The sequence below is a fragment of the Bacillus cereus group sp. BfR-BA-01522 genome (assembly GCF_022662635.1).
Taxonomy (GTDB): domain Bacteria; phylum Bacillota; class Bacilli; order Bacillales; family Bacillaceae_G; genus Bacillus_A; species Bacillus_A cytotoxicus.
Map to the genome: position 1 here is coordinate 1 of NZ_JAKUDY010000017.1, position 16,700 is coordinate 16,700.

Genomic DNA, 16,700 nt, shown 5'->3' on the forward strand with positions numbered 1-16,700 from the left:
TGATGATGGCAGAGAGGTCACACCCGTTCCCATACCGAACACGGAAGTTAAGCTCTCTAGCGCCGATGGTAGTTGGGGCCTTGCCCCTGTGAGAGTAGGACGTCGCCAGGCGAATGGAGGATTAGCTCAGCTGGGAGAGCACCTGCCTTACAAGCAGGGGGTCGGCGGTTCGATCCCGTCATCCTCCACCATATATGCCGGCTTAGCTCAATTGGTAGAGCAACTGACTTGTAATCAGTAGGTTGGGGGTTCAAGTCCTCTAGCCGGCACCATTTTCAAAATGAGCCATTAGCTCAGTTGGTAGAGCATCTGACTTTTAATCAGAGGGTCGAAGGTTCGAGTCCTTCATGGCTCACCATTTTAAAAGAATATGCGGGTGTGGCGGAATTGGCAGACGCACCAGACTTAGGATCTGGCGCCTTTGGCGTGGGGGTTCGACTCCCTTCACCCGCACTTTTAATAAAACACTTATAACATGTCTTGCGGAAGTAGTTCAGTGGTAGAATACAACCTTGCCAAGGTTGGGGTCGCGGGTTCGAATCCCGTCTTCCGCTCCAAATATGACATGCCGGGGTGGCGGAACAGGCAGACGCACAGGACTTAAAATCCTGCGGTGGGTGACCACCGTGCGGGTTCGACTCCCGCCCTCGGCACCATATGCGCCCGTAGCTCAATTGGATAGAGCGTTTGACTACGGATCAAGAGGTTAGGGGTTCGACTCCTCTCGGGCGCGTTCTCTTTCGGGAAGTGGCTCAGCTTGGTAGAGCACCTGGTTTGGGACCAGGGGGTCGCAGGTTCAAATCCTGTCTTCCCGATACTAAAAAAACATGGGGCCTTAGCTCAGCTGGGAGAGCGCCTGCCTTGCACGCAGGAGGTCAGCGGTTCGATCCCGCTAGGCTCCACTTTATATGAGTTTTATGGCGGTGTAGCTCAGCTGGCTAGAGCGTACGGTTCATACCCGTGAGGTCGGGGGTTCGATCCCCTCCGCCGCTACCATAAAGGACCTTTAGCTCAGCTGGTTAGAGCAGACGGCTCATAACCGTCCGGTCGTAGGTTCGAGTCCTACAAGGTCCACCACTTAAATTAAATTATATGGAGGTATACCCAAGTCTGGCTGAAGGGATCGGTCTTGAAAACCGACAGGCGGCGAGAGTCGCGCGGGGGTTCGAATCCCTCTACCTCCTCCATTTTCATATTATATATCATCGCGGGGTGGAGCAGTCTGGTAGCTCGTCGGGCTCATAACCCGAAGGTCGCAGGTTCAAATCCTGTCCCCGCAACCAAGGTCCCGTGGTGTAGTGGTTAACATGCCTGCCTGTCACGCAGGAGATCGCCGGTTCGACCCCGGTCGGGACCGCCATCATATAAAGGCTCGGTAGCTCAGTCGGTAGAGCAGAGGACTGAAAATCCTCGTGTCGGCGGTTCGATTCCGTCCCGAGCCACCATTTTGAAATAGCAAGCCGGCTTAGCTCAATTGGTAGAGCAACTGACTTGTAATCAGTAGGTTGGGGGTTCAAGTCCTCTAGCCGGCACCATTTTCAAAATGAGCCATTAGCTCAGTTGGTAGAGCATCTGACTTTTAATCAGAGGGTCGAAGGTTCGAGTCCTTCATGGCTCACCATTTACAATTTTATGCGGGTGTAGTTTAGTGGTAAAACAAGAGCCTTCCAAGCTCTGGTCGAGAGTTCGATTCTCTTCACCCGCTTTTTCTTCTGTGGGCCTATAGCTCAGCTGGTTAGAGCGCACGCCTGATAAGCGTGAGGTCGATGGTTCAAGTCCATTTAGGCCCACCATTATTCCGCAGTAGCTCAGTGGTAGAGCTATCGGCTGTTAACCGATCGGTCGTAGGTTCGAGTCCTACCTGCGGAGCCATTATAGAGAAGTACCCAAGAGGCTCAAGGGGCTCCCCTGCTAAGGGAGTAGGTCGCTAACGCGGCGCGAGGGTTCGAATCCCTTCTTCTCTGCCAGAAATTTGGCCCGTTGGTCAAGTGGTTAAGACACCGCCCTTTCACGGCGGTAACACGGGTTCGAATCCCGTACGGGTCATATGAAAGAGATAGCATTATGCTATCTCTTTTTTCATGTTTCTGAAATAGTAAAAATATAATAATGGTTAATAGTATCAAACATATACTACTTAATATCATACAAAAGATCATTATGCTAAGTTTTTTGGCTTTAACTGCTAAGAGTGAAGCGATGATACATCCAACATCGATTATAGAAAATAAAGTAAAACTTTAATCAGTGGGGGGGCTTCATCCCTCGCTGATTATGGGCTCTCACCAATCGGGCTGTTACGGGCAGCCCTACTCCCACCTATCTTCCTTGCTGCTCTCTGAATCTTGAGGTGGGAGTCTTACTACCCTGAAATAGCGGGATCAAATAATTAAGGTCCATAGATTTAATCTTGTTATAAAAAATATTAGCAATGTAGCAATTATTAAAGAAATACTCCAAAGAATAGGAATGGTTATTGTTTTGCTTTCTTACGAATTCCTCATTATTTCACCTCATTTTTATTGTATCAAATCTAATTACTTGCAGACTATTGAGAAGAAATGGAATATCAAGTAGGGATTCCATAAAGAACATAAGCTTTGGAAGGTATCGAGATCGTGCAGGTAAGGAGAAAAAGAAGTATATGTATATACTAATTGTTTTTTTACAATTAGCAGGCAGATCGAAAAAATGGAATTGATTTCATGGGTAATAGTATAACTTTCTACTATGTGTGAAAAAGTTCACAAATAGGTCATAATTTGTGAACTTTTTCACAATTACTTATGCTACAATATGAGTGTAAGGAAGTTAAACAACATTAAATTAGTACTTTAATTAATTATTAAAACAACAATAATAAATGTTAGTCATAGAGAGGGGAATTCACAATGAAAAAAGGCATTAATCGTGTAGTATTAGTAGGAACAGGAGCTGTAGGTTGTAGTTACGCTTATTCCATGATTAACCAAGGTGTAGCTGAAGAATTCGTGCTTGTAGATGTGAATGAAGCAAAGGCAGAAGGAGAAGCGATGGACTTAAGCCATGCGGTACCATTTGCTCCATCACCAACAAAGATTTGGAAAGGTAGCTATGAAGATTGTAAGGATGCTGACATTGTCTGTATCACAGCTGGATTACCACAAAAACCAGGTGAAACTCGTTTAGATTTAGTGGAGAAAAATGCAAAAATCTTTAAGCAAATTGTTCGTAGTATTATGGATACTGGTTTCGATGGGATTTTCTTAATCGCAACTAACCCAGTTGATATTTTAACTTATGTAACTTGGAAAGAATCTGGATTACCAAAAGAGCGTGTAATTGGTTCTGGTACAACTCTTGACTCTGCTCGTTTCCGCTACATGTTGGGTGATTACTTCGATGTGGATCCACGCAATGTTCATGCATATATCATTGGGGAACATGGTGATACTGAACTTCCAGTTTGGAGTCATGCGACAATAGGTGTTCAAAAAATTGAAAAAATTATGTCTGATAACAAAGAAAAATACAGCCAAAAAGATTTAGAAGATATCTTTGTCAATGTTCGTGATGCTGCTTATCATATCATCGAGCGTAAAGGCGCAACTTACTATGGAATCGGTATGTCACTACTTCGTGTAACAAAAGCAATTTTAAACAACGAGAACAGCGTATTAACTGTATCTGCATACCTTGAAGGCCAATATGGTGAGAAAGATGCTTATGTAGGTGTTCCTGCTATTATTAATCGTCAAGGTGTACGTGAAATTGTTGAGCTCGAGTTGAATGAAGAAGAAAAAGCAAAATTCGCTCATTCTGTAAAAGTATTGAAAGAAACAATGGCACCAGTATTATAAGATAGTTAATAACTGATTTAGAAGCTGGGAACTGCTTCCTGCTTCTAAATTTTATATAAATTCCTTTTCTAGTTCTTGTTGTATATCCCCAAAATATATCCCTTTTTGCTGGAGAAGGATAAAAAAGAGTCCGTCCAAAAGTTATACTTTTGGGCGGACTCTTTTTTTAATAGTTAATGAAGTGACGCAATTTGTTGAAATTGCCGATATATCCTAATCATTTCTTCTCAATCATTAAAGCGCTTTCGGAAAATGTTCGTCAAATTTCGATATATTTCCTTATAAGGTGATGTTTTTTCTCTCAAATGTTATGAAAAAACGGATATTTATTTCAAAAGGAACAAGGATATTTCATCCCTATAGCGAATGTTGAATGTATTGAAAAATTCTGTCATCTTCGTGAGGTGAACATATTGCGTGCCATACATTGTTTAGAAGAAAGGTTAGAACAATTTCATACAGAGAAATGTTATGAGAGCTATCAAATATTTGGAGCACATCTTGCAGTAGAAAATGGAGTGCATGGTGTACGTTTTACTGTATGGGCTCCTCGTGCTAAAAATCTAAGTGTTGTTGGAGATTTTAATGAATGGAATGAAAAGCAACATAGGATGCAAAAAGTGACAGAAGCGGGGATTTGGTCGCTATTTATTCCTCAAATAGAAGAAAAAGAAATATATAAATATGCTATTGAGACCATCAATGGCGAAGTGATTTTGAAAGCAGATCCTTATGCAACATATGCAGAAGTAAGACCAAATACGGCATCTGTTATTTTGGATATAGAGGGATACGAATGGAATGATAAAAATTGGTTTCGTAAAAAGAAAAAAAAGTCAGTTTATAAAGAAGCAATGGCAATTTATGAATTGCATTTTGGATCATGGAAAAAGAAAGAAGATGGTTCTTTATACTCATATCGTGAAATGGCAGAGGAATTGATTCCTTATATGGCAAATCATCATTTTACTCATATTGAGATTATGCCGCTTGTTGAGCATCCATATGATCGGTCATGGGGATATCAAGGGACGGGATACTATGCAGTGACAAGTCGTTTCGGCACGCCGCATGATTTTATGTATTTTGTCGATGAATGTCATAAATATGGAATCGGTGTCATTTTAGATTGGGTACCAGGGCATTTTTGCAAAGATGCTCATGGCTTATATTTATTCGATGGAACACCAACCTATGAATATAGAGATTTAGATGTACAAGAAAATCGTGTTTGGGGAACGGCAAACTTTGATTTAGGAAAGCGAGAGGTAAGGAATTTTTTAATTTCAAATGCACTATTTTGGATGAAATATTATCATATTGATGGTTTTCGTGTTGATGCAGTTGCGAATATGCTGTATTGGGAGAAAGAGGGGAAAGCACAGAGTAATGAATATGCAGTTTCTTTTTTGCGTGAATTAAATGAAGCAGTATTTGCAGAAGATGGCGAATTTCTAATGACTGCTGAAGATTCAACAGCTTGGCCTCTTGTAACTGCTCCAACTTATGAAGGGGGATTAGGATTTAATTATAAGTGGAATATGGGTTGGATGAATGATGTTTTGAAATATATGGAGTGTGCTCCAGAGTATCGAAAATATATTCATGAAAAAATGACATTTTCTTTATTATATGCTTACTCAGAAAATTTTATTTTACCTCTTTCACATGATGAGGTCGTTCATGGAAAGAAATCATTGCTGAACAAAATGCCAGGAAACTATTGGGAGAAGTTTGCACAGCTTCGCTTATTATATGGATATTTCTTTACACATCCAGGAAAGAAATTATTGTTTATGGGAGGCGAATTTGGACAATTTGATGAGTGGAAAGATCTTGAAGATTTAGATTGGAATTTACATGAATTTGAAATGCATCGTCATATGCATGATTACTTTAAAGAACTCATAGCATTGTATAAGCGTTCTAAACCACTTTGGCAGCTCGATTATTCTCATGAAGGATTCCAATGGATTGATGCTGATAATAAAGAGCAAAGTATTTTCTCGTTTATTCGTAAAGGAGATAGAGAAGATGATGTTCTGATTGTGATATGCAATTTTACTAGCATTGTGTATGAAAAGTATAAGGTTGGCGTACCAGAGTTTCAATATTATAACGAGATTTTAAATAGTGACGCGATAGCATATGGTGGTTCAGGAAGAATAAATAAAAAGCGTTTAAAAAGCATTTCACAGCCATATCATAATCAAACTGCTCATGTAGAAATTACAATTCCACCATTTGGCGTATCTATTTTAAGACCAGTGAAAATGAGAAAGGGGAGCAAAAAACAAGATGGTAAAAAAGCAGAATTGCGTAGCAATGCTACTAGCCGGAGGAAAAGGTAGTCGCTTAAGTGCATTAACAAAAAACTTAGCGAAGCCAGCTGTTCCTTTTGGTGGTAAGTATAGAATTATTGACTTTACATTAAGTAATTGCTCCAACTCTGGAATTGAAACAGTGGGGATTTTGACGCAATATCAACCATTAGAGCTTCATAATTATATAGGGATTGGAAATGCATGGGACTTAGATCGAGTGAATGGCGGAGTAACGGTTTTGCCTCCATACGCAGAAGCGTCTGGAGTGAAATGGTATACGGGCACAGCGAGTGCCATTTATCAAAATATGAATTTTTTACGGCAATATAATCCTGAATATGTCTTGATTTTATCTGGAGATCATATTTATAAGATGGATTATAGCAAAATGCTAGATTACCATATTGCGAAAGAAGCGGATGTTTCGATTTCTGTTATTGAAGTGCCATGGGATGAAGCAAGTCGTTTCGGTATTATGAATACAAATGAAGAGATGGAAATTGTCGAGTTTGAAGAAAAACCACAATTTCCGAAAAGCAATTTAGCTTCAATGGGTATTTATATTTTTAATTGGGCCATTTTAAAAGAGTATTTAGAGATGGATGCACGAAACCCGGACTCTAGTAATGATTTCGGAAAAGACGTACTGCCACTTTTATTAGATGAAGGGAAAAAATTAATTGCGTATCCATTTCAAGGATATTGGAAGGATGTTGGTACAGTAAAGAGCTTATGGGAAGCAAATATGGACTTACTTCGTGATGAGTCTTTATTACAGTTAAATGATCATGAATGGCGCGTGTATTCTGTTAATCCAAATGAACCACCGCAGTTCATTTCTGAGACAGCCAAAGTAGAAGAATCACTGATTAATGAAGGATGTATTATTGAGGGAGAAGTGAGGCATTCTGTGCTTTTTCAAGGTGTAACAGTAGATGAAGGAAGTAAAGTGATTGATTCAGTTGTGATGCCCGGGGCTCATATCGGTAAAAATGTTGTCATTGAAAAAGCAATTGTTGGGCCCGGTATGGTCATTGAAGATGGAGAGGTGATTCGATCAGAGAAAAATACCGACGATGTTGTATTGATTGCAGAAGGAATATAGATAAGGGGATGAGATGGATGGGAGAAACAATGTTAGGAATTATTAATGCAACAGGAAGTTTTCCTTCTTTAAGGAATGTGACAGGACATCGTTCGCTTGCAGCATTACCGTTTGGAGGACGTTATCGTCTGATTGATTTTATGCTTTCTAATATGGTTCATTCCCATATCCATAGTGTAGCGATTTTTACAAGTCATAAAAATCGTTCCTTAATGGATCATCTCGGATCAGGGAAACAATGGGATTTAGATAGAAAACGTGACGGCCTATTTTTATTTCCCCCGAATTGCCAATGTGATCAAGAGGAATTTGGGTCTTTTGCACATTTTCGGAGACATATTGATTATTTTCTGCGCAGTAGACAAGAATATGTGGTGATTACAAATAGTCATCTTGTTACGTCTTTCAATTTTCAAGCAGTGTTAAAGAGGCATATACATATAGGGGCAGATATTACTGAAGTATGCCACGAAGGTATTTCTTTGCAAACTTACGTGCTGAAGAAACAGCTATTAGTAGATTTATTTGAGACATATAAAGGTAAAGAACATTATAGTTTATTTGATGTAGTGAAAGAGAAACGAGGAAAATCATTATATATAGCCACATATGAGCATACCGGATATGTCGCGATCATTGATTCAATTGAAAGTTATTATAAACATAGTTTAGAAATTTTACAGCCTGCTATTTGGAAACAATTATTCACAAAGGAGGCTCCAATCTTTACGAAAGTAAAAGATGAACCGCCAACACGGTATTTAAAGGGAGCGAAAGTGAAAAATACAATGATTGCAAATGGCAGTATGATTGAAGGAGAAATTACGAATAGTGTCGTATTTCGTTCTGTAAAGATTGGAAAAGGTTCAATCATTCGTAATAGTATTATTATGCAAAAGAGTCAGATTGGAGATAACTGTATATTAGATGGGGTTATTATCGATAAGGATGTTAAAATCGAGGATGGTGTAATATTAACAGGGGCGTCTGGTTCTCCACTTGTTGTGGAGAAGGGACAAATAAGAAGTCAAACAATGAAGAGCTATTCGTAAATAGTCTGGAAGTAAATCCCTATGAAATAGGGATTTACTTGCTCATAAAGAATGGAATGAAAATGTGAAGGGAGGAAGCTGCTAGAAGAGCGGAATCAATAGATGCTTTTTGGCAGTGGATAACACGTGAATATTTTATTTGCAGTATCAGAATGTGTACCGTTTATTAAATCGGGAGGATTAGCAGATGTTGCAGGGGCGCTCCCAAAAGAATTAAAGAAGCTTGGAGTAAATGTTCGGATTATGCTTCCAAATTATAGTCTCATCCCTGCAAACTTGCGAGAATCTTTCAAACTTCATAAAGTGATTCATGTGCCGCTTGGATGGCGAAATCAATATTGCGGTATTTTAAAAGGGGAACAAGACGGGATTACGTATTATTTAATCGATAACGAATACTATTTTAAAAGAGATTCTCTCTATGGACATTACGATGATGGAGAGCGATTTTCTTTCTTTTCAAAAGCCATATTAGAAAGTATTCCATATCTTGATTTTGAAGTAGATCTTATTCATAGTCATGATTGGCATACTGCGATGGTCAATTTTTTACTTCATGAAAAATATAAAGATAACCCGTTATATGAAAAAATCAAAACAGTGTATACCATTCATAACTTACAATTCCAAGGGGTGTTTCCGCGGGAAGTGATACATGATTTATTAGAGCTTGGTGATGAATATTTCAATAGTGAACAGCTTGAGTTTTATGGGAATATTAATTTTATGAAAGGCGGCATTATTGCAGCGGACCATATTACAACAGTTAGTTCGACGTATAAGGAAGAGATTCAATATGAATTTTTTGGTGAAAAGTTAGATGGTTTATTGCGTAAATATAATGATAAATTAAGCGGCATTGTAAATGGAATTGATACGAGTGTATATAATCCACGTCTAGATTCTTATATTACAGCCACATATGATGTGGATACTTTATATGCCAAACGGGAAAATAAATGGGCATTACAGCATTATTTCGGTTTACCAGAAAAAGAGAATACACCGATTATTTCAATGGTAACACGTCTGACAAAGCAAAAAGGTCTGGATTTAGTACGCGCTGTTTTTCAAGAAATCATGCAAGAAGATGTGCAGTGTATTATTTTAGGATCAGGAGATTCAGAATATGAGCAATTTTTTGAGTGGATGGCGTATGAATATTCAGAAAAGGTAAAGGTGTATATCGGATTTAATGAAGAATTAGCACATCAAGTATATGCAGGCAGTGATTTATTTTTAATGCCTTCGTTATTCGAACCATGTGGACTTGGACAACTTATTGCATTGACATATGGTGTTATTCCAATTGTGCGGGAGACGGGGGGATTAAATGATACTGTAAAGTCGTATCATGTGGAGACGAAATCTGGGAATGGTTTTACGTTTACAAACTTTAATGCACATGACATGTTGTATACAGTGAGGCGTGCACTGCGGTACTACGAGGATCCAGCAGTATGGAATCAGCTTGTTAAGCAAGCGATGACAGAAGACCATAGCTGGAAAACATCAGCTCTTGCCTATAAGGATTTATATAATCGTTTGCTGAAACTTTCTTAGGTGGTGAAAACATGTTTACTCATGTGGAAAGCTTTAAGGCAGCGTTTTTAGAAAAACTAGAAACGATGTACGGAAAAAGTTTCAAGGAGTCTACAAGTCGAGATCAATATAATACACTTGGTCACATGGTACGTGAGTATATGAATCAGCAATGGATTGCGACGAATGAAAAATATCGAACAGCAAATCAAAAGCAAGTGTACTATTTGTCCATTGAATTTCTTCTTGGACGCTTACTTGGAAGTAATATGCTTAATCTAGGTATCCGTAATATATGTGAACAAGGACTTAAGGAACTTGGTATTTCATTAAAGGAGTTAGAGGAAAGCGAAGCAGATGCAGGGTTAGGAAATGGAGGATTAGGACGCCTTGCCGCTTGTTTTCTTGATTCATTAGCATCGTTAAATCTTCCAGGACATGGATGTGGCATCAGGTATAAGCATGGTTTATTTGACCAAAAAATTGTTGATGGTTATCAAGTGGAATTACCAGAACAATGGCTTCTTCATGAGAATGTGTGGGAAGTGAGAAGGTATGATCAAGCGGTAGAAGTGAGTTATTTTGGACATGTAGAGCCGATAAAACAAAATGGTCGTCTCGAGTTTCGACATACAGGTGCTGAAGTGATTATGGCTGTTCCTTACGATGTTCCAGTCGTAGGGTATGAAACGGATACAGTAAATACACTGCGGCTTTGGAATGCAGAGCCAGTTCCGTTTCCACAACATTGTAAAGATGTTTTAAAGTATAAGCGTGATACTGAGGTTGTCTCAGAATTTTTATATCCCGATGATACTCATGATGAGGGAAAAATATTACGGTTGAAACAGCAATATTTTTTAGTATCAGCAAGCTTACAAAACATTATTCGTATGCATAGGGAACGCAATGGAACGCTCCAGAATTTGCATGAAAAAATTGCAATTCATATTAATGATACGCATCCCGTTTTAGCAATTCCAGAGCTTATGCGTATATTGTTAGATGAGGAGAAGCTTTCTTGGGAAGAGGCCTGGTATATTACAACACATACTATTTCTTATACAAATCATACTACATTATCAGAGGCGCTTGAGAAATGGCCCGTTCATATTTTTAAGCCACTATTACCACGGATTTATATGATTATTGAAGAAATTAATGAGCGTTTTTGTCACGAGCTTTGGGAGCGATATCCATATGAATGGAAGCGGATTGAAGATATGGCGATTATTGCGCATGATCTTGTCAAGATGGCTCATTTGGCGATTGTTGGAAGTTATAGTATAAACGGTGTAGCTAAAATTCATACGGAAATTTTAAAACGGCGTGAAATGCGTTTGTTTTATGAATTTTATCCAGAGAAGTTTAATAATAAGACAAATGGGATTACACATCGGCGCTGGCTTATGAAAGCAAATCCAGAGCTGACTACCCTTATTTCAGAAGTGATTGGAACAGGATGGAAAAAAGAACCGATTCGGTTAGAAGCATTACAAAGCTTTAAAAATAATACTGTTTTTCAAGAAAAATTACATGCGGTTAAGCAGAAGCGTAAAAATATTTTGGCAGAACGTATTCAAAATAAAATGGGGATTCTTATTGATCCACATTCTATTTTTGATGTGCAAGTGAAACGATTACACGCATATAAAAGGCAGCTTTTAAACGTATTACATATTTTATATCTATATAATCGTTTAAAGGAAGATTCTAGTTTTTCATTTTATCCGCGCACATTTATATTTGGAGCAAAAGCATCACCAGGTTATTACTATGCAAAAAAGATTATTAAATTAATAAATGAACTTGCTAGAAAAGTAAATGATGACCCTTATGTTAGTCAATATATGAAAGTTATTTTTCTAGAAAACTATCGGGTTTCCTTAGCAGAAGACATATTTCCAGCAGCAGATGTAAGTGAACAAATTTCTACGGCGAGTAAAGAAGCATCAGGAACAGGAAATATGAAGTTTATGATGAATGGTGCGATTACAATCGGAACATTAGATGGTGCCAACATTGAGATAAGAGATCGTGTTGGTGATGAGGCGTGCTTTATTTTTGGGTTAACAGCAGAAGAGGTACTTCATTATTACCAAAATGGTGGATATCGTGCGAACGATTATTATCATCATAACAGGCATATTAAAAAGGTAGTTAATCAGTTAACAAATGGCTTCTTTGCAAAAGCTGGAGCAGAGTTCGAAGTGATTTACGACTCTCTTATCATCCAAAATGATGAATATTTTGTTCTTCGTGATTTTAGCCCGTATGCTGAAAGACAAGAAGAGGTTGGAAAAGCGTATGAAAATAGAAGAAAATGGCTTGAAATGTCGATTATGAATATTGCACAATCAGGACATTTTGCAAGTGATCGTACCATTTTACAGTATAGTAAAGAGATTTGGGGAATAGGAGATCAAGTAAAACAATCATAAGAAGTGTATGATACTTGTACTTTACTATTTAAGTGCATTTTAATCGTTTGATTCGTTCTTATAAATGATAAATAAAACCAGCTTTAGAGTTACAAAGCTGGTTTTGTATTGTTTACTATGGAATATAATATACCAGTACCACTATATTCCTCTGTAGCAAAATATGAGAATGTAAAGAAACCTGTAACAACAAAAATGAAGATTAGAAAAAGTGCGAAGAAATATTTAACCATGCGTAATCCCCTCATCCCAAAGTAGTTGCATATATTATTATAATATACTGACTTCTCATTTCCAATTATCACCTAGTTAGAAATGAGAAGTCAGACAAGTTTTGTATGTCGTGATAGAGTGGTTATGTGTAATAGATTTTGTATTTTTAGTAAATGTCATATTGTGATGAACATGTGTATATTCCCAATCTTGTTCATTAAAATGTACTTTTCGTGGGGGAAGAAGAGGGACTACATCAAATAAATTTACGAATCGAAAGCTGCTAGCCACTTGTAATTTATAGTAGTTGCGAAAAGCTATATCACCAACTTTTGGTGAGGCAAAGCTATAGAGACCATACTGGGAAAAAGCGGTGTTCATGCGCGCATCTAATATGTGTAGTGTAGCAAGTGCTGCTCCTAGACTATGCCCTGTAGCGAGAAGTTTTTTATGTGCCGGTAAGGAAACAAGCATATCCATAATAGTATCGCGGCAAGATTCATAAGTAGACAAGAAACCATGATGAACATTTCCACTATTTAGTGCATAGGGATATGGTTTTTGATGGACAAGTGAGTCTGTAATCCAATCTGTTTCTGTTTGTGTCCCTCGGAATGCCACGATAATCGTATCCTCAGATTCTATTATGAAGCCGAACCATTCTGTCGTTTGAAGCGCTTTCGCTTGAATGCCTTGTACATATTGAAACCCGTCAGGTATTTTGAAAATGCCATTATATTTATATTGCTCATATGCTAGCTCACAGCAAGAGGCTAACAATATAGCAGTATCTTTGTCGAAGGATAAAGGAGCTCGCATGTAAGAAGCCCTCCTTAAGAAGAAGTATAATTCAATATATGAGTGGGAGAGGTAAATCATTCTTTGCGTGCTTTAAGGTAAGGTGAAACTTTCATCAGTGTGTTTTTTTTATCCCACTGACTATGACCCCTCACTAATCGGGCTCTTATGTTTACTTTTTTCCATCTAAAAGTCGTCCTATTCCACTTAAAACGCTACCTTCACCGCTAGTTTGAACTGCAGGGCTTTCAATTCTAAGTGTTAAGGATTGAATCCAAACTGTTCCTAAGCCTTCTAGTGTTGTGAAGAATAGACCTTCTCCACCAAATAGTGCTGTTTTTACGTTACCAACAAATTCAATATCATAATGAATATCTTTTGTCATTGCAACAAGGCAACCTGTATCAATACGTAATCTTTTGCCAGGCTGTAACTCTCGCTTATAGATCGTACCTCTTGCATGCATGAAAGCTAGGCCATCACCTTCAAGTTTTTGCATGAGGAAACCTTCACCACCGAAGAAACCGCTTCCTAGTTTTTTGTAAACTTAATTCCGGTGGAAACGCCTTTCGCTGTACAAAGAAACGCATCTTTTTGATAAATTATTTTCCCTTGATATTCTGTTAAATCGACAGGGACAATTTTTTCCGGATATAGTGCAGCAAATGATACGTGACGCTTACCATGACCAGTATTGGTAAATACAGTCATGAACATGCTTTTTCCTGCAATAAGACGTTTACTAGCGCCCATTAGTTTGTCGAATAAATCGGGAGAAGGACCGGAACCATCACCGAAAATTGTTTCCATTTCAATATGATCTTTCAGCATTATCATTGCACTAGCTTTTGCAATGACGCTTTTTTTGGAGCTAATTCAATTGCTACAAACTGCATATCATCGCCGTATAGTTTAAACTCAATTTCATGAGACCTCATTCTTTTCACCTCTGTAATGGATAGTACTATTGCACAAAAAAATAAGGCGATAATAAAAATTGGGAGTTTACAGAAAATACATATGCGCACGGAGCAATCTGCTGCGTAATGTAGAAAAAAGTTTGAGAATGAAAGTGTTGTCATTTGACGTTTTCGGTATAGCGTGATATAGTGAAATCACTATTGAGCTACATAATGTGGTACGGAAATAAAGCACGTGGAATTCTAGCTTTACGCTTGTTATGCATTCATGTCCTTTATATCCACCTTTTCATGTGGATTCATAGTTTCATTTTTAATTAGGAGGTACATGAACATGCAAACTGGTAAAGTTAAATGGTTTAACAGCGAAAAAGGTTTCGGTTTTATCGAAGTTGAAGGTGGAGACGATGTATTCGTTCACTTCTCAGCGATCCAAAGCGAAGGCTTCAAAACTTTAGAAGAAGGTCAAGAAGTATCTTTCGAAATCGTTGAAGGTAACCGTGGACCACAAGCTGCTAACGTTACAAAAAACTAATTAGCTAGCGAAGAAAAGCATTCCGACTCTCGGAATGCTTTTTTATTATTCTTTAAAGTGCGATTCATTAATAGATAATTCCCCTTTAAAAGTACGCTCTTCAAAATCATCCAGCATCTGTTCATATTCTTCATGTTCTTCTGTCGCAAAAATTTGTGGGTTTTTCCCATGTATATCTGTTCCGATGAAATTTTCGAAATCCTCAACATATCCGACGTGTTCTTCACCATTGATATACATTTCATTATAGTTTTTGGAATCTCGCCTTTCTAAATCAGCAGGTGTTTCGGATGTTCCATAATTGGCGACATCTTGCCAAGCATCTTCCGCGTCGTATTGGACAGAACGATCTTTGTCGTGTCTACTAAATGACGGTTTTAGAATTTCTTCTTCAACTGGCCGTGTTCTTGTATTGAATTGATTTGTTGTGTGCTCGATGCATGCTGTGGCAGTAGGCATTGCTTCTAGCCTTTCAAGCGGAATAGGTTCGCCCGAAACTTCGCAAATACCATATGTGCCTGCTTCGATTTTTTCTAAAGCATGCTTTGTATCTTGGAGCTGTTTGTTCCAAAATTCAATGAGCCCAAAATCTTTTTCACGTTCATACAATTCTGTTGCCATATCCCCTGGATGATTATCATAAGCGGATAGTTCGCCAACTGATTCCCGCTCAGAAGCACGATCTTCATTTTCATGATTTTGCAACGTTTGTTCTAATTCTTGTTTTTGCTTTTCTAATATGGCTCTAAAATGATTGATTTGTTGTGGAGTTAACATCGTATCCACCTTCCTACAATTCGGTTTCCTTATGTAGTATGAGCCTTGCATGTAGGAATTATGAGGTGGATTTTTATGTTGAAATTTGTCGGTTGGTCGATAAGTGGTGTCGAATCGCCGATAAATAAAAAATGAGCCGCATAAGCAGCTCATTTTTTATAAGAAATATCCAAGTAGCAATCCAATTCCCATTAAGAAACCGAAAATTGTATTTGTTTTCGCTGTTGCTACCATTGCCGGTACCATTTCCATTGGAATGCTCTTTCCAATAAAGCCTTTTGTTGCTTTAAATGCTTTCGGGACACTTAAGAATACAATGAGCATCCATGGAGATACGATTCCAACGATGATAAGTGCAACTGTCCAAATGTAAGAAACGATAAACATCGAAGCAAGAACACCAATTGCTTTTTCACGTCCCACGATAATTGCTAATGTGTTACGACCGTTTTCTTTATCTCCATCTAAATCGCGAATATTGTTTGAAAGTAAAATAGCACCAATTAATATTGCATTTGGGATAGATAAGAGAACAACTTCTGATGTTACAGTTCCAGTTTGAATAAAGAATGAAATTCCAATAATAATAACGCCCATAAATAATCCAGCTGTTAATTCCCCAAATGGTGTGTACGCAATTGGAAGTGGACCACCTGTATAAAGGTAGGCAACAGCCATACAAATAAGGCCGATTGCTGCAAGCCACCAGCTAGAATTCATGCAAATGTAAACGCCTAATAGAATGGAAATACCAAAAAATCCAAAGGCTAAGTTCAATACAGTTTTTGGTTTAATACCGTCGCGGACAATCGCTCCGCCAATCCCAACTGAACCTTCATGATCCAATCCTCTTTTGTAATCAAAGTATTCATTAAACATGTTTGTTGCTGCTTGAATGAGAAGACAAGCAAGAAGCATGATAAAGAAAAGAGGAAGGTGTATTTGATTTATACCGCCGACTTGCATTGCATAAGCTGTTCCAATAAAAACAGGAACAAACGCAGCAGTTAATGTATGAGGACGCAATAAACTCCACCAAATGCGCCAACCTGTCTGTTTCTTCGGTTTTGGCGCCATAGGAGAGGAATTCGTTTCGACTTTCATTTCCATTTTGATTCCTCCTTGGTCACATAATGTACACACTTAAGTGTAGA

At 38.2% G+C, this 16,700-nt stretch carries 10 protein-coding genes, 22 tRNA genes, 1 rRNA gene and 1 pseudogene; 30 read left to right on the forward strand and 4 right to left on the reverse strand.

All coding sequences use genetic code 11. From position 1 onward, the window contains the following. The 29 genes from rrf to MR059_RS18560 all read left to right on the forward strand — a co-directional run. A 5S ribosomal RNA gene (rrf, locus tag MR059_RS18420) occupies nucleotides 1-111 on the forward strand; the annotation flags it as partial. A 4-nt stretch (nucleotides 112-115) separates the two neighbouring features. After that, nucleotides 116-191, forward strand: a tRNA-Val gene (locus tag MR059_RS18425). Nucleotides 192-196: 5 nt separating this feature from the next. Beyond that, nucleotides 197-272: transfer RNA gene (locus MR059_RS18430), tRNA-Thr, on the forward strand. A gap of 10 nt (nucleotides 273-282) precedes the next feature. Further along, nucleotides 283-358, forward strand: a tRNA-Lys gene (locus MR059_RS18435). 14 nt (nucleotides 359-372) lie between these two features. Continuing rightward, nucleotides 373-453 (forward strand) — tRNA-Leu (locus tag MR059_RS18440). 29 nt (nucleotides 454-482) lie between these two features. After that, nucleotides 483-557: transfer RNA gene (locus MR059_RS18445), tRNA-Gly, on the forward strand. Nucleotides 558-567: 10 nt separating this feature from the next. Next, a tRNA-Leu gene (locus MR059_RS18450) sits at nucleotides 568-656 on the forward strand. A 3-nt stretch (nucleotides 657-659) separates the two neighbouring features. Further along, nucleotides 660-733, forward strand: a tRNA-Arg gene (locus MR059_RS18455). 8 nt (nucleotides 734-741) lie between these two features. After that, nucleotides 742-815: transfer RNA gene (locus MR059_RS18460), tRNA-Pro, on the forward strand. Between the two features lie 14 nt (nucleotides 816-829). Then, nucleotides 830-902 (forward strand) — tRNA-Ala (locus MR059_RS18465). A gap of 17 nt (nucleotides 903-919) precedes the next feature. Beyond that, nucleotides 920-996 (forward strand) — tRNA-Met (locus tag MR059_RS18470). A 4-nt stretch (nucleotides 997-1,000) separates the two neighbouring features. Next, nucleotides 1,001-1,077, forward strand: a tRNA-Ile gene (locus MR059_RS18475). Between the two features lie 17 nt (nucleotides 1,078-1,094). Continuing rightward, nucleotides 1,095-1,187, forward strand: a tRNA-Ser gene (locus MR059_RS18480). Between the two features lie 19 nt (nucleotides 1,188-1,206). Then, nucleotides 1,207-1,283, forward strand: a tRNA-Met gene (locus MR059_RS18485). 1 nt (nucleotide 1,284) lies between these two features. Continuing rightward, a tRNA-Asp gene (locus MR059_RS18490) sits at nucleotides 1,285-1,360 on the forward strand. A gap of 9 nt (nucleotides 1,361-1,369) precedes the next feature. Next, nucleotides 1,370-1,445: transfer RNA gene (locus MR059_RS18495), tRNA-Phe, on the forward strand. A gap of 14 nt (nucleotides 1,446-1,459) precedes the next feature. After that, nucleotides 1,460-1,535, forward strand: a tRNA-Thr gene (locus tag MR059_RS18500). Nucleotides 1,536-1,545: 10 nt separating this feature from the next. Further along, a tRNA-Lys gene (locus MR059_RS18505) sits at nucleotides 1,546-1,621 on the forward strand. A 13-nt stretch (nucleotides 1,622-1,634) separates the two neighbouring features. Beyond that, nucleotides 1,635-1,705 (forward strand) — tRNA-Gly (locus tag MR059_RS18510). 11 nt (nucleotides 1,706-1,716) lie between these two features. Continuing rightward, nucleotides 1,717-1,793 (forward strand) — tRNA-Ile (locus MR059_RS18515). A 4-nt stretch (nucleotides 1,794-1,797) separates the two neighbouring features. Next, nucleotides 1,798-1,872, forward strand: a tRNA-Asn gene (locus tag MR059_RS18520). A gap of 4 nt (nucleotides 1,873-1,876) precedes the next feature. Further along, a tRNA-Ser gene (locus tag MR059_RS18525) sits at nucleotides 1,877-1,967 on the forward strand. 7 nt (nucleotides 1,968-1,974) lie between these two features. After that, nucleotides 1,975-2,046: transfer RNA gene (locus MR059_RS18530), tRNA-Glu, on the forward strand. Between the two features lie 845 nt (nucleotides 2,047-2,891). Beyond that, on the forward strand, nucleotides 2,892-3,839 hold the full coding sequence (locus tag MR059_RS18535) for an L-lactate dehydrogenase (protein ID WP_012095961.1): 948 nt from the start codon (nucleotides 2,892-2,894) through the stop codon (nucleotides 3,837-3,839). 413 nt (nucleotides 3,840-4,252) lie between these two features. Continuing rightward, entirely contained in the window at nucleotides 4,253-6,190 is a 1,938-nt protein-coding gene (glgB, locus tag MR059_RS18540) for a 1,4-alpha-glucan branching protein GlgB (protein WP_012095960.1), read from the forward strand. Continuing rightward, the gene (locus tag MR059_RS18545) at nucleotides 6,138-7,268 is read left to right on the forward strand and encodes a glucose-1-phosphate adenylyltransferase (protein WP_012095959.1); all 1,131 of its coding nucleotides are present in this window, start codon (nucleotides 6,138-6,140) and stop codon (nucleotides 7,266-7,268) included. Before glgB ends, MR059_RS18545 begins: the two co-directional genes overlap by 53 nt. Before the next feature lie 17 nt (nucleotides 7,269-7,285). Beyond that, nucleotides 7,286-8,320 (forward strand): GlgC family sugar phosphate nucleotidyltransferase, encoded by a 1,035-nt coding sequence (locus tag MR059_RS18550; protein WP_041810097.1) that lies wholly within the window; start codon nucleotides 7,286-7,288, stop codon nucleotides 8,318-8,320. A 126-nt stretch (nucleotides 8,321-8,446) separates the two neighbouring features. Continuing rightward, nucleotides 8,447-9,883, forward strand: coding sequence for a glycogen synthase GlgA (glgA, locus tag MR059_RS18555; protein ID WP_012095957.1), 1,437 nt, complete (start codon nucleotides 8,447-8,449; stop codon nucleotides 9,881-9,883). A gap of 11 nt (nucleotides 9,884-9,894) precedes the next feature. Next, nucleotides 9,895-12,303: a glycogen/starch/alpha-glucan phosphorylase gene (locus tag MR059_RS18560; protein WP_012095955.1), complete on the forward strand. Its 2,409-nt coding sequence runs from the start codon at nucleotides 9,895-9,897 to the stop codon at nucleotides 12,301-12,303. Between the two features lie 309 nt (nucleotides 12,304-12,612). Here the strand turns inward: MR059_RS18560 and MR059_RS18565 are convergent, their stop codons facing one another. After that, nucleotides 12,613-13,335 carry a lipase family protein gene (locus MR059_RS18565; RefSeq protein ID WP_012095953.1) on the reverse strand — a complete coding sequence of 241 codons (723 nt, stop codon included), beginning with the start codon at nucleotides 13,333-13,335 and terminating at the stop codon, nucleotides 12,613-12,615. A 151-nt stretch (nucleotides 13,336-13,486) separates the two neighbouring features. Continuing rightward, nucleotides 13,487-14,252: pseudogene (locus MR059_RS18570) on the reverse strand (TIGR00266 family protein). Nucleotides 14,253-14,568: 316 nt separating this feature from the next. Between MR059_RS18570 and cspD the strand changes: the two are divergent. Next, nucleotides 14,569-14,769: a cold-shock protein CspD gene (cspD, locus tag MR059_RS18575; protein WP_012095952.1), complete on the forward strand. Its 201-nt coding sequence runs from the start codon at nucleotides 14,569-14,571 to the stop codon at nucleotides 14,767-14,769. Nucleotides 14,770-14,814: 45 nt separating this feature from the next. Here the strand turns inward: cspD and MR059_RS18580 are convergent, their stop codons facing one another. Together MR059_RS18580 and MR059_RS18585 are read right to left on the reverse strand one after the other, a co-directional pair. Beyond that, nucleotides 14,815-15,546 (reverse strand): yteA family sporulation protein, encoded by a 732-nt coding sequence (locus MR059_RS18580; RefSeq protein WP_012095951.1) that lies wholly within the window; start codon nucleotides 15,544-15,546, stop codon nucleotides 14,815-14,817. A gap of 156 nt (nucleotides 15,547-15,702) precedes the next feature. Beyond that, nucleotides 15,703-16,656, reverse strand: coding sequence for a 1,4-dihydroxy-2-naphthoate polyprenyltransferase (locus MR059_RS18585; protein WP_012095950.1), 954 nt, complete (start codon nucleotides 16,654-16,656; stop codon nucleotides 15,703-15,705). Nucleotides 16,657-16,700 lie beyond the last annotated feature (44 nt).

Excerpts from the sequence above, each read along its gene's own strand:
- MR059_RS18550 (WP_041810097.1), top strand. The coding sequence starts at position 7,286 with ATGGGAGAAACAATGTTAGGAATTATTAATGCAACAGGAAGTTTTCCT.
- MR059_RS18535 (WP_012095961.1), top strand. The coding sequence starts at position 2,892 with ATGAAAAAAGGCATTAATCGTGTAGTATTAGTAGGAACAGGAGCTGTA.
- MR059_RS18560 (WP_012095955.1), top strand. The coding sequence starts at position 9,895 with ATGTTTACTCATGTGGAAAGCTTTAAGGCAGCGTTTTTAGAAAAACTA.
- MR059_RS18585 (WP_012095950.1), bottom strand. The coding sequence starts at position 16,656 with ATGGAAATGAAAGTCGAAACGAATTCCTCTCCTATGGCGCCAAAACCG.
- MR059_RS18580 (WP_012095951.1), bottom strand. The coding sequence starts at position 15,546 with ATGTTAACTCCACAACAAATCAATCATTTTAGAGCCATATTAGAAAAG.
- cspD (WP_012095952.1), top strand. The coding sequence starts at position 14,569 with ATGCAAACTGGTAAAGTTAAATGGTTTAACAGCGAAAAAGGTTTCGGT.
- MR059_RS18565 (WP_012095953.1), bottom strand. The coding sequence starts at position 13,335 with ATGCGAGCTCCTTTATCCTTCGACAAAGATACTGCTATATTGTTAGCC.
- MR059_RS18545 (WP_012095959.1), top strand. The coding sequence starts at position 6,138 with ATGGTAAAAAAGCAGAATTGCGTAGCAATGCTACTAGCCGGAGGAAAA.